The organism is Haloarcula sp. CBA1115 (assembly GCF_000827835.1).
GTDB classification, from domain to species: domain Archaea; phylum Halobacteriota; class Halobacteria; order Halobacteriales; family Haloarculaceae; genus Haloarcula; species Haloarcula hispanica.
The window spans coordinates 206,722-219,672 of the sequence record NZ_CP010530.1 but is presented as its reverse complement, the minus strand read 5'-3'; the positions used below and the strand labels follow the sequence as shown (position 1 = coordinate 219,672).

The following is a 12,951-nucleotide window of genomic DNA, read 5'->3' as shown; positions in this document are numbered from 1 at the left end:
TTGGACCAAGCCGGTCAATAGCTCTTTCCGGCGGAGTGCGGAGCACAGAAACGTACCCCGGGCTGCTATAGTACAATTGAAACGAGTTACACACTGATCGGACTGCCGTCGTGCGATCAGGTATGCATTGATTTTCAATGGTTACTATAGTTCTCCGATACTGTGCTTAGATCGGCAACGCAAGGCGGCGGGACCGATTACCACCCTCTGTTGTACTGCAGTCAGTAGCCGAGGTGCTCGCGGATGAGCACAACGGTAGTGCGATCCTCTTCGAGCTCCTGGCGGAGGATGAGCTGTTTGGCAATCGCGGAGTCGACGCCGTAGGCCTCCTTCGCGCGCTCGTTTTCGAGTGGGTACGCGACGTTTTCCAGTCGGTCGAGCGCGTCTTCGAGTGTCGGCACGATCTTGTTCACGCCGCTGACGATGACCACGTTACTGGCAGCGAACGGATACGCACCGATACGGCTCCCCGAGCGGTCTGCCGCGACGAGTTCGCCGGTCTGGGAAATACCGTTGATGCCACCGAGGAAGTAGTCGGCCGTTTGCGACTTCCGGCGGGCGGCCTGCCGCTCTGCGTCGTCGTCGATACTCCAGATCTCGTCGGGGAGGCTCTCCCACTCGTGGTCCCCGTCACTCAGGTACTCGACGAACCCGATCTCTTCGAGCGTCGTCGAGTGGCCGTTCATCACAGACGCCTCTGTAGGGATGAGTGACTGAAGTTCTGCGAGCGCATCATCAGTCGAGTCAACGACGATGACATCGAACCCGTTTGCCTCGAGGTTCTCGACGGTCTGCTCAATGGTCTCTTCCGAGGCCAGTTCGTCCAGTGATTCGTCAATATCGGCGTCGTCTGCGTACTCTGATTTCTGTTGAGACATATTGTTTCGCGGTAGGTGTATCAGCGTCAACATGAAGGCGTAGCTAGTACAAAAGTGCTCGCGGACACCGATGTCTGGTAGTTACATCGGTGATACCCCGATCACCTGACTGGGTGTGACACACGGCTGTACTTTGTCCGGAAACAGCACGAGGTCTCTGATTGCTGACTGCGATATCAAATGCTGAAAACCGGGGGTAGCATATATTGCCCTCCATTCATCATGTTATGCTATCAATGCAAATGGCTCGTAAGGAAACTACAGACACTATTGGGACACCCTCGAAAATGGTACTGTTCTGTCCGGACTGTGATTTTGAGAGTGGTATGATCGGGGGCGACTGGGACGTTTCGAGCACCGGATATGCGACAAGCTATCACTGCCCGCAGTGCCAGCACTCGTTCAGCGTTTCCAATCGCCGGTGACGCCTGAGCAGTACGGGCGACGCATAGCGGCTCGATATTTCACGGTCTGAACATCGTACACACCGTGTTACGTCGAAAGGGAGGAATCACTAATCTGTTTTAGGCCCACCTGAAAAGCGATGACACGTAGACGCGAAGTACTTGCAGGTAGTGTTGGATTGGTGGCTTCCCTCGCCGGTTGTTCCAGCGGGAGCTCCGATGATGGAGGAACCACCGGGGATGGGGCCGCGAGTGCCCAAACAGACCAGGCCGAAGCCACGGCAGATACCGAGCAATCGACTCCGGAAAATTCAACGCCGTACACCGTCGAAATTGAGCCCCACGGCGAGTTCACGTTCGAAGAAATTCCCGAGTCGTACTCGGTCATTCCCAGTGTCTACCTCGATATCGGGATGGCGCTCGGCATCCAGCCTACCGCCGCGACCGACATGGCACGGGCGCCACGGAAGTTCTACGACATCCTCCCCGACGTTACGTTCAACGAGGACGACATCATGGCGCTGGCGGCCGGCTCCGAGTCCGGCTACGACAAGGAGAACTTCTACGCTGCCGGCCCCGCTGTCAATCTCATCGACCCTCGGGGATTACGACGTTTCACCGACTGGGCGGACTCCGATATTCAGGAGATCGAGGAGGCCACCGGTCCGTTCGTCGCCTCCTCGATCCGCTTCGGCCCCGAACATCCCTTTGGGTACGAGCAGGAAACCTACCACGAACTCTACGACGTTTTCGAGAAGATGGCGGCGGTCTTCCAGCGCCAGGCCCGGTACCGGGCCTGGGAGTCGCTGCACGACGAGTTCATGGCGAACATCAGGTCTGATCTCCCCCCTGAAGACGAACGCCCCTCCGTCATTGCGGTGTGGCGCGGCGTAGACCCGACTTCCGGCCAGTTCTATCTCTCTGATATCCACAAATACCACAATCAGACCAAGCCCCTCTCACGGCTCGGGCTCAGGGACGGTTACGATGCTGAGATCCCTGGCGGTGGTACCGTCGGTTACGAGGAACTCCTCAACCACGATCCAGATTACATCGCTGCCGTGGGCCGGCTCACAACCGCAACTCACGACGAGTTCGTGACCAACGTCGTCGAGCCGTTCGAAAACAACCCGAACGGTCAGGACCTCACCGCCGTTCAGGAAGGTAACATCATCCGCATCGGCGGCCAATACCAGGGTCCTATCGTCGATCTTTTCGCCACGGAGGCCGCCGCCAAGCAAGTCTGGCCCGATCGCTTCGGCGAGTGGCCAGGTCCTGTCCGCGACGTCCCTGACGAAGAGAAACTGTTCGATCGCCAGGCGGTCAGTGACATCATCAACGGAAACATCTAACGCGATGGCGAAGGTATTCGACCGACTCACGAACCTACGCGCAGGAACTACCGACAGGTACGAGGTCTCAAAGCTCGCCCTCATTATCGCCGGCAGCCTCGCCGTCCTGCTCGGGTCGACGATACTGCAGGTGAGCTTCGGCGCGTACCCGTTGACGCTGGTCGAGGCGTGGCAGACGGTCTTCGACCCGACGGTACTGTCCAGCCTCGAAGTCTGGCGGTGGGCGTTTCTCGGTGCAGCGGTCCCGGAGTGGTTGACCCGCCAGCAACTCATCGTCTGGAACCTCAGGCTGCCCCGTATCCTCGTCGGCGTCCTGGTCGGCGCAAACCTCGCAGTATCGGGAGCGCTTTTTCAGATAATTACGCGCAACGAACTCGCGAGCCCGTACATCCTCGGCGTCAGCGACGGGGCTGGATTAGTCGTGTTGCTCACGCTAACACTCCTCACCGGACTGGTGCCGTTCCTACCGATATTTGCGGCTGCCGGTGGCGGACTCGCGTTCCTGCTCGTGTATGCTATCGCGTGGAAGAACGGTACCAGTCCCGTCCGACTGGTGCTTGCAGGTGTTGTGGTAGGCACCGTCTTCGGGTCCGTCCAGCGTGCGCTGTTTTTCTTCATCGACGATCTCGGCGTTGCGATGTCCGCGCAGGCGTGGCTCTCCGGGACTCTGATGAACGCTGGGTGGGCCGAGGTACGAATCGCGTTGCCGTTCACCGTCCTTGCGATGGCGCTCGCGTTCGCCGTTACGCAGGAACTGGATGTACTGGCACTCGGCGAGGACCGAGCGGACTCACTGGGGATGCCGGTCGAGAAAGTCCGGTTCGCTATCGCGGGGATCGGCGTTCTCTCGACGGCGGCTGCCATCGCTGTCGCCGGCCTCATCGGGTTCGTTGGGCTCATTGTTCCCCATATGGTCCGTAATCTCGTCGGTAGCGATTCGAAGCTGCTGCTTGCGGGGTGTCTGTTCCTCGGACCGGCGCTGCTGGTCAGTGCAGACGTGGGTGCACGGCTCGCCTTGAGCCCCGTCCAGTTGCCGGTGGGCGTCATCACCGGCATCGTGGGCGGCCCGTACTTCCTCTACCTGATGCGGAAGAAAACCGACCTGGGTGAAGTCTGATGGCTGACGGTCGGCCCTCACAGATGGACGGAGAGACAGTCGAACACAGGTCCGAGGCCGGAACACGAGCCGTCGATAGCGCCGGTGAAACGACATCGGAGTCGGCCGCAGAAATCGACGGGACCGATCTCGTTGTCGGGTACTCTGGACGGGACGAGCCTGTCATCGACGGCGAGTCGATCGCCGTCCCACCGGACGAAGTGACCGCGCTCATCGGCCCCAACGGGAGCGGGAAGAGCACGCTCCTGAAAGCGATGGCGGACAAGATTTCGCCCGACGACGGAACCGTCTTTGTCGATGGCCAGACGATCGACGAGTTCGGGTCCAAGGAACTCGCACGCAAACTCGGCTTGCTCTCCCAGGAGAACGTCGTTCCGACCGGTATCTCGGTGGGTGATCTGGTCGAGCGCGGACGGTACCCACATACTGGGTTCTTCGAGTCGCTGTCCGACGAGGACCGAGCCGCCGTCGACGACGCGATTCAACTTGCCGGCATTGAGAACCTCCGTGACCGCGATGTCGACAGCCTGAGCGGCGGCCAGAAGCAACTCGTCTGGATTGCGATGGCAATCGCGCAGGACACGGACGTGTTGCTGTTGGACGAGCCGACGACGTTCCTCGACCCACAGCACCAGCTGGAAGTGATGCAGATAGTCGAAACGCTCCGGGATGAGAGTCAGATAACGGTCGTCCTCGTACTCCACGATATCGCACAGGCAGCGCGGTACGCCGACAACATCGTCGCACTCAAGGACGGCTCGATGTACGCCCGCGGCCCGCCAGAGGAGGTGGTCACGAAACAGTTGCTTGCTGACGTCTTCGAGATCGAAGCGGCGGTTCTGGAAACCGAGTATGGGCTTCAGGTGATTCCAATTGACCCGGTCACCGACGCGCAGGCGGCACACACCACTGTTGGTCCTGTTCCCGAGGACGTTCCGGATACTGATCGGGAACCGTGACCGGTGGCAGCACCACTCAGACATCCAGAATTCGTCAGAATCGACATCACTGATCTAGTCGTCAGACGGTTCGGGGGGTACGATTACTCTGTTTGTTGAGAGAGCCGAACGGGTCCCCCGCTTTCCGGCTCCTCCATGTCCGTACGGCCCGGTCGCTCACCACTGGATGAGCGGATTTGATACCACCGAAAATCGGGTTACCGTGGGGAGCGAGCCTCAGTCGTCGCTTGGCACAGCCTCGACGGATTTCTGTCCGTCGTCCTGCCAGCTAAAGAAGCTTGCCAGCGCCGGCCCGGTGATGTTGTGCCAGACGCTGAACAGCGCCGGAATGAGTGCGGCTGCAGGCTCGAATAGCGTTGTCGCCAGCGCGACGGCTAGACCGCTGTTTTGCAGCCCCACTTCGAATGTACAGGTCCGAACGCGGTCTTTCGGCATTCCAGTTGCCCGCCCGACACCGTATCCCGAGCCAAGCCCGATCGCGTTGTGGGCGACGACCGCCACGAGCACAAGCAGACCAGCCGTGAGGATGTTGTCCACGTTCGCGCCAACGACGCCAGCGACAATCGCAACAATCGCGGCGACACTGATAACTGGGAACACGTCGGTGCCGATTTCAGCGGCTTTGGGCGAATAGCGGTCCAGCAAATACCGGATTGTGAACCCGAGCAACACCGGAATGATGACGATCTGAATGATGCTCTGAAACATCTCCGCAAAGGTGACGTTGATCTGTTCGCCGAGGGTAAACACTACCCAGGCCGGCATCACGATCGGCGCTGCAAGGGTGGTAAGCGTCGTGATCGCGACGGACAGCGCCACGTCACCCCGACCGAGATACGCCATCACGTTCGACGCGGTCCCACCGGGAGCGGCACCGACCAGAATGAGACCGATACCGACAGCGTCCGGAAGATCAAGGAGGACATACAGCCCGTACGCAGCGGCAGGCATCACCAGCCACTGCGTGACAGCGCCGATACCGATATCGACCGGTTCCTCGATTAGCCGGTGAAAGTCCGCCGGTTGGAGCGTCAACCCCATCCCGAGCATGATTAGCCCGAGCAGTGGGGACACGTAGTCCAACACTGGGACGAACGGGTCCGGCCTGACGAGAGCGATCCCTGCCAGAAGGATTACCCAGACAACGAAGTACTTGCTCGCAGCCCGACTCACCGCTCGAAGCGTCGATGTCGAAGTCACATATCTGGATGATGAACAATGTAGAAAAAGCTTACTTTGGATCTCTGTACTGTCGGACGACGAACACACAATGTGGGACGGCCGCTGGTTCTCTGGACTATAGTACCAATTGAAACGAGTTACACACTGATCGCACTACAATCGTGCGATCAGGTGTGCATTGATTTTCAATGGCTACTATCGCTATTGTTGGGTCGAGATTGATATCGACGCGCAGTGAGTCTGTCCGAGAGCGAACAGAGCCTCCCGTGGTGAACTGCTCACGGAGTGGTATCCACCTGGCCATTGATAGTATCGTCCAACCCGTCTACACTCAATCTATTCCATGGTCGCTTGCTCAGACAGCGCTTGGATAGATACGAAGATGTTCCGCACGTTTGACTATATTCTCATCCACGACGAAGCCAAACCAAACTTACTTCGACTTTTGAAGATATTTAATATAGGGTAGGACTTTACTGTATAGTTCGCCGATATTCTACTGCAGCTATGCCGACTGATGCACAAAACCCAGGCAAGCAGCCTGACATAGAGTCCGTGAGGAATCGCTCTTTGATTACAAAACTAGCTACGCTGACGAGACCAGTCAGGAATATATTTCTCTACAGTTCCGTGTATCTCGCAGTTATTGCGATGGCGGAAGCAGTCCTTGTGAGTGAACTACTGGCGCTCCCTCTAACGCCGGCTCCGATTGTGGCAGGACTGCTCACGTTCGCAGTGTATGGCAACGACCGGTTGGCAGACTTAGAAACTGATGCGAAAACGTCCCCCGCACGGACTGCCTTCGTGCGCCGATATCAGAACGGCTTCTACGTTCTGGCGGCTATCGCATACGGCCTTGCTGTGGCCCTGTCTGCATTGGGTGGGCCCATCAGCTTTGGTCTATCGCTGTTACCGGGTATGTGCTGGATTCTCTACGCCTGTGACTGGATCCCTACCCTTCCGAGCGGTACCCAGCGACTGAAAGAGGTCTTCCTTCTCAATTCAACTCTCGTCGCTGTAGTCTGGGCGCTCGTCATTGTGTGTCTGCCGCTAACGTACGTTGGTGCGCCCGCTTCTCCGGCGGTCGGTGTCGTGTTCCTGTTTTTCGTATTGGCGACGTTCGTCAATACAGAAATCCCGAATGTGCGCGATAAGGAGGGTGACAGCGAAATCGGCGTCCGGACGCTCCCGGTTGTGGTCGGTGTTCGCTGGACTAAGTATATCCTCTACGGAATCACGGGTCTAACAGCGGTTCTGCTCGGTGTTGCGTTTGTTGCAAACATCATTAATCTCAGGGAAGCGGTCGTTCTCTTAGTTAGTTTGCTCTTCCTGAATGGCGTCATCTTCTGTCTTAACCGAACCGAAAACGACAGTGCACTTGCGGTCGCAGCAGAGTGTACTCGCTTACCAGCGTTTGTTGTTGTGGTCTTCCCACTGCTCGGCCAGTAGCACTATCATATAAATTACCTTTATTTGTAAAGCAACTCTCTTCCGCAAGTATTCGGCCCTCTGATGGCGATTCTGTCAACGTTAGATACTTTCGAAGGCAAATAGGTTATAACGATGGCACCCGATTAATCTTCAACATAGTTGTGTTCTCACTGACGCTGATGAAGATGGTGTTGGTCGCCACGATTGCGGTCGGCGTTACGGGCGGCCTCCTTGCCTGGAAAGAGCGCCCAGAACCCGGCGCTGACCCACTTATTCTGCTCCTGGCAGGCCAGTGCTGGTGGTCGGCCACGTTGATCTTCCGGATTGATGCAGCGACGCTGAGCTCGAAGGTTTTCTGGGTCGATGTCTCTTGGATCGGTGTTGCAATCATTCCGATAGCGTGGCTGCTTTTTTCGCTCGAATATGCTGGCTATACCGAGTATACGGCCCGCAAGCACATCCTGCTCTACTCGATCGTCCCTGCAATTACCGTCTTTCTGGGACTCACGAGCCACTCCCACCAGTTACTGTACACTAATTCGGTCATCATTCAGGAACATGGAATTGCGACGTTGAACAGAACGCCGGGTGTCTGGTTTTGGATTATAGCCGGCTATACGTATCTGCTGGGCCTTCTCGGGGCACTTCCGCTGTTGAAACTCGTTACGAGTCAAGTGGACCCGTTCCGCGGCCAGAGCTTAGCGCTCCTTCTCGGTCTTCTGGCACCCTGGGTGACGAACGTCCTCTTTTTGATGGGCTCACTCCCATCTGCCGGTGTCGATCCGACACCGATTGCCTTTGCCGTGTCCGGTCTCGCGTATCTGGGCGCACTCACCAGGTTCCAGCTCTTCGGTGCAAATCCGACGCCGATACGCCATGCTCGCAATTCGCTGTTTCAGCAGATGCAGCAAGGGGCTCTCGTGTTGGATACGCACGACCATATCGTCGATATGAATGACCAAGCTACCACTGCCCTGCAGACGACGCCCAACGAAGCCCTCGGCCGACCACTTGAACAAATCAGTCCGGATCTATCGGCGCTCGGTAGCGCAACACAGGCCGGGCAAACGATTTACCGTCCCAATGGGGTGTCCCAGTCGTACGACGTCTCCGAAAGTCTCGTAACAGATATCCATGATCGGACTATCGGCCGGGTCATTACCTTACACGATGTGAGTAACCTTCTCCGTGACCAGCAACGGCTAGAGGTTCTCCACCGGGTCTTCCGGCACAACATCCGAACGAACGTGCAAGTCATCCTCGGTAACGCTGCGTATCTAGCCACGCACAATAGTGAGTCGAAGGCCGCAACCCTGCAAGAACACGCCGTCGAAATCAATGAACTCGGGGAAAAAGTCCGTTCGGTTATCGATATCTTTGAACAAAGCCGGGAGGAACGAGATACTCTCAGCCTGAACTCTATTCTCGACGAGTGTCTCGACTCGACCAGCGAAGCGTATCCCGAGGTCACGTTCGAGTATGCTTCCGGGCAGGCCGATTTCGCGGTGGATTGCCTGTTTGATGTCGTCTGTCTGAATATCATTCAAAACGCCGCTCAACACAATACCTCTCCCGACCCTGTTGTGTCAATCGAGGTCGAACGGGACGGCGAATACGTTCAGGTCACTGTCCAAGACAACGGGCCCGGTATTGACTCCAACGAGCTCGCTCTCGTAGAACATGGCTCGGAAACGCCGCTAAAGCACGGGAGCGGATTCGGGCTTGCACTGGTTGTGTGGGGAACTGATATCGCAGGTGGGACCGTCGATATCGAGTCGAGTGAGACGACGGGAACGACTGTCATCCTACGGATTCCGATTCTCTCATCAAAATAAGTAACCGGGACGTTGAGAAGGTGGACGGTTCTTCCTCTGTGCCTGAGTGAGCACCGCTCTACAGTATTCAGTATCTTTCCATTATTGCACAATTCTATCGTTCCAAAACTTCAAAACCTATCCCGCAACCCCCTCCAAGGAAGCTTGTATATTGTATATATCCTTCTGAGACACTACCGTTGTGTTTTTATATGTGGCTGTAGTATTGAGAGTAAGAAACAATACTATGGCCAACCACGAACCTACTCAGATGCTGGGTGTCACCGGGGAGAACTGTCCGATGCCGGTCGTCAAGGCGAAACAAACCATTGACGAGCTATCGTCGGGTGAAAAAGCGAGCACGGACGTTCTCAAGCACTACGTCCGCACAACGATGACTACGGGACCTCAACAGGCGGCTACGGCAGATATACTACCTGACTATGACTGGAGAAATTCTGACAATAGTGTCGACTCGGCGCTGGCCGCCCAGCACACGACCGACTCGAATCTCCAGTCGCTCATCTTCCACTCATGACACGGGTCTCAAACAAGGACGTCGACGCGACCGACTCGACACATCGGGAAGTCGGCGAGGGCCTGCTAGAAGAGGATATGGGTCCGAGTTCAGCCATGGCCCATCTTTACCGCGGCGAGATCCATCGGATGAAGTTCTGGCGCGAGCGCCTCGACCGGACAACCAACTGGGCAGTGTTGGTAATCTCTGCAATCCTTACGTGGGCCTTTTCGCGGCCGGACATTCCGCATTACATCCTCTTGATCGGAACGGCCACGCTTGCAGTGTTTCTGTTCATCGAGGCCAGGCGATACCGAGGTTACGATATCTGGCGCAGCCGAGTTAGAACACTGCAAGCAAACGTCTTCGCCTACGGGTTAGACCCCGCTGCAGGCGTGGCCGACCCGGACTGGCGCAAGTCACTGAGTGCCGATTACCGACAGCCGACGATCAAAATTAGCACGGAAGAAGCTATCGCGCACCGACTCCGACGAGTGTACCTGCCGCTTTTCACTGTCTTACTAACCGCCTGGCTCATACGAATTACCGTGTTCAGTTCCGGTTCGTGGACAGATAGCGCTGCTATCGGTATGCTTCCCGGCGTCGTCGTCATCGGCACTGTCGGACTACTATACGCCGCTGCAATCGTAGTCGCCGTCCGCCCCAGAACATGGCACGCAAAAGGAGAGCTTCGGTCCGAAGATCTCCGCCAATAGGTATTGACTGGAATTCACCGAAGTCCCACGGAAATTATGTAGCGATGGTGCATGCTGTGGGTCACATCGATCACGGACACGAAATAATCGGTCAGTTCGTCTAGGTTCTATATCAGTGTCGATGCACTATTGGAGATTCATCGCTATCCAAATGTAACCAACTGGGAACTACGATTAGTAGCACATACCAATCAGGCTGGGACATGATGACTCAACCTTTACTGCTGCACCGGGAGAGGCGCCAGTACAGTATTCAGGCTACAGCAGAGGTGGTTCACCGGTGACTACGCTTGCACGCAATATCAGTTCCTGGCTACTCATCGCTACTGTGGTGGCCACCAGTGGGATAGTCGGGACAACAGTTGCATTTCAGGATTCTGCACAGGACATACAAACAGAGAACGAAGCCCTCCACGCTGAAAACGAGGAATTGCGTGAACAACTGAACGAGACCCGAGAAGACCGAAAGGCCGAAAAATCCCGTGCTGCAGACCTCAACAAACAGTTAGAAACACGCAACGAGGACGTAGACACACTTGTTTCGGAACTAGAAAGGAAGGAAAAGATGTTAAATGCCAGCCAAGCCCGGCTCGCGGAGTCCCGAGAAAACCAAGCGGGCATGTCACGGTCTGAAATGGAAAAACGGCTCGATTATCTCTGTGCACAGCCAGAGAACATTGACCGATTTGGTTGCCAGGAGTTCGGTCCCGATGAGTGACAACTGAGAGCTTGGTCCTTGAGTAAGCCACATTTCAGAACCGCTGAGTCTGTCCTATACTGCTGGTCTGGCCATTACACGATATCCCACCCCGTGTTGTGAAATCCTTCACAAATAGCCGACGGTGACAGTTACGGGAGCTACCGCACGCTCGGAATACCCTATCCTGTAGTCGGTCTTACCTGCTCATTGGTGCTTTTGGAAGAGCGATGAAGGGGTTGTTCTCAGTACAGACGAGAAACCTGTGCTTGACTCCGCCACAGAGTATACGGAATTTGAGTGGAGATGAGCCCTAAACCGCATAAAACCGCAGTGGAACACTTCTACCGAGCCTGTACAGCACAGAATTTGATATAGCGTTATATAGTTTATGTTCTGCGGTAATGCGACCATCTGTATCTGTCTTGTTATGGGTTTCTGCATGAGAAAACAATACAAGACAAACTATTAGTCGTACGATGGAAATACGCTACATACGAAAACTCGGTGATTCAGACGAACCAGCTAGAGCAGTTCGTCGGTTACTGCAGTTCACACCCAAAATCCAATGACTGAAACTCGCTACTCAACGATGGACTTAGCCGACTGCGAGTCTTTCTATCACGAAACCGTCGTACCGACGATGGAAACCGACGGGCTGGACCCGACCGCTGAAACCCCCACGTACACCTGGCTGAACGGACAGTTCCCGGGATTCGTAAAGCATCTCCAACGGCGATTCGACCTGTCCCCGGGGCAGTTCTACGACGAGATCGGAGTCCCAGAAGCCACGACGACATCAGGATCATTTGACTTCCTCTCTGTCAACACCCAGCGGGCCATCGAGGGGTACCTCGAGGAACTTTCGACTCGACGTGGGCGTGCTGACGCGACAATCGACACACGGCGGTCGATTCTACGACGCTACGCGAAAGTATATACCAATATCCACGATACGAAAGATTTGCTCGCACCGCTGGAGAATCCCGACGAACGCGTTGCAGAGATGGATCGGGTAGCGGCGACGTTTGATGCGCTGGACCAACTGGACGATGCCCTGACGACGCTTGCGTCACGGCGTAAATACGTTCAGGACACGCGGCAGTTCTACAAACACCTGGTGATGTTCGGAAACGCCGCGTACAATCCACTGGCTGACCTCGAAATCCGGTTTGGATGGGATAGAACCCCGTCCTGGGACAACAAAGCACTCGATAGAACCGCCGTCCAACGCTTGTATGGAGCAGCGAGTGAGCTACGGGATCGATTCATCGTGGTCGCATGCTGCGGTTGGGGGCTTCGCCCGAGTGAAGTCGCATCGCTACATATTCGACAGCTCAACCTCGATCCGGACGATGACTCGCATCCGTACATAGAGTTCGGTGACGGCGAGCGGAAAAATGGTCCTGGGACCGTGGCTCTCCTGGCCGGTCTGGAGACGGTAGAACGCCGTATAGAGACGCTTGCCGATCCAGAGTGGAGTGGCTACCTCTTGCCCTCTCCGTCCGCAGCCACTGGCCATCTAACCGCCGAAACCGTCCGACGACGGTTCAAATCAGTGGCTGAGGCCGCAGATGTCACTGTCGACGGCGACACGCCAACGCCAAAAACCGGCCGTCGATTCTGGTACACTACGTACGGCGCTGCTGTCAGGCGGGTTGCGGAACGGTTCGAAGACGTCGCAGCGGAGCAGGGCTCGGCGTCTGCACAAGTCGTACTCGATAACTACCTCTCGGAGTCTGAAGCCCGGTCTCACCGGCGGGCGGAGATGCGCGAGACGCTCGCAGGGCTGTTCGTCGAGTAGCCCGCGTTTTGCGAGACCGCTGTAGAGATGCCAGCTGGCTATACCGTATAGCTATACCGTCTGACTAATCTTTATATCTG

The 12,951-nt window shown here is 56.3% G+C and carries 11 protein-coding genes; 9 read left to right on the top strand and 2 right to left on the bottom strand.

The features are described from left to right. Positions 1 to 221: 221 nt before the first annotated feature. Positions 222 to 878 (bottom strand): lactate utilization protein, encoded by a 657-nt coding sequence (locus SG26_RS18000; RefSeq protein WP_008311726.1) that lies wholly within the window; start codon positions 876 to 878, stop codon positions 222 to 224. Between the two features lie 544 nt (positions 879 to 1,422). Between SG26_RS18000 and SG26_RS17995 the strand changes: the two genes are divergently transcribed. The 3 genes from SG26_RS17995 to SG26_RS17985 are packed head-to-tail and all read left to right on the top strand — an operon-like array spanning position 1,423 to position 4,710. After that, positions 1,423 to 2,634 (top strand): ABC transporter substrate-binding protein, encoded by a 1,212-nt coding sequence (locus tag SG26_RS17995; RefSeq protein ID WP_050038386.1) that lies wholly within the window; start codon positions 1,423 to 1,425, stop codon positions 2,632 to 2,634. Positions 2,635 to 2,638: 4 nt separating this feature from the next. Further along, positions 2,639 to 3,751, top strand: a complete 1,113-nt coding sequence (locus SG26_RS17990; RefSeq protein WP_014031006.1) for an iron ABC transporter permease — start codon at positions 2,639 to 2,641, stop codon at positions 3,749 to 3,751. Continuing rightward, positions 3,751 to 4,710: an ABC transporter ATP-binding protein gene (locus tag SG26_RS17985; RefSeq protein WP_014031007.1), complete on the top strand. Its 960-nt coding sequence runs from the start codon at positions 3,751 to 3,753 to the stop codon at positions 4,708 to 4,710. The genes SG26_RS17990 and SG26_RS17985 overlap by 1 nt, the downstream gene beginning before the upstream one ends. 216 nt (positions 4,711 to 4,926) lie before the next feature. Here SG26_RS17985 and SG26_RS17980 read toward each other — a convergent pair whose 3' ends face one another. Further along, on the bottom strand, positions 4,927 to 5,883 hold the full coding sequence (locus SG26_RS17980; protein WP_050038460.1) for a bile acid:sodium symporter family protein: 957 nt from the start codon (positions 5,881 to 5,883) through the stop codon (positions 4,927 to 4,929). A gap of 516 nt (positions 5,884 to 6,399) precedes the next feature. Here SG26_RS17980 and SG26_RS17975 point away from each other — a divergent pair. From SG26_RS17975 to SG26_RS17950, 6 genes are all read left to right on the top strand, one after another. After that, the gene (locus SG26_RS17975) at positions 6,400 to 7,341 is read left to right on the top strand and encodes a UbiA family prenyltransferase (RefSeq protein WP_023842980.1); all 942 of its coding nucleotides are present in this window, start codon (positions 6,400 to 6,402) and stop codon (positions 7,339 to 7,341) included. A gap of 167 nt (positions 7,342 to 7,508) precedes the next feature. Next, positions 7,509 to 9,158 (top strand): histidine kinase N-terminal 7TM domain-containing protein, encoded by a 1,650-nt coding sequence (locus SG26_RS17970; RefSeq protein WP_225308153.1) that lies wholly within the window; start codon positions 7,509 to 7,511, stop codon positions 9,156 to 9,158. 226 nt (positions 9,159 to 9,384) lie between these two features. After that, positions 9,385 to 9,675: a sulfurtransferase TusA family protein gene (locus SG26_RS17965; RefSeq protein WP_023842982.1), complete on the top strand. Its 291-nt coding sequence runs from the start codon at positions 9,385 to 9,387 to the stop codon at positions 9,673 to 9,675. Beyond that, positions 9,672 to 10,370 carry a DUF2270 domain-containing protein gene (locus SG26_RS17960; protein ID WP_014031012.1) on the top strand — a complete coding sequence of 233 codons (699 nt, stop codon included), beginning with the start codon at positions 9,672 to 9,674 and terminating at the stop codon, positions 10,368 to 10,370. The genes SG26_RS17965 and SG26_RS17960 overlap by 4 nt, the downstream gene beginning before the upstream one ends. Positions 10,371 to 10,650: 280 nt before the next feature. Beyond that, a complete protein-coding gene (locus SG26_RS17955) occupies positions 10,651 to 11,088 on the top strand; it encodes a hypothetical protein (RefSeq protein ID WP_175055173.1) in 438 nt (145 codons plus the stop codon). A gap of 547 nt (positions 11,089 to 11,635) precedes the next feature. Then, positions 11,636 to 12,871, top strand: a complete 1,236-nt coding sequence (locus SG26_RS17950; RefSeq protein ID WP_023842984.1) for a tyrosine-type recombinase/integrase — start codon at positions 11,636 to 11,638, stop codon at positions 12,869 to 12,871. The last annotated feature ends 80 nt before the right edge of the window (positions 12,872 to 12,951 follow it).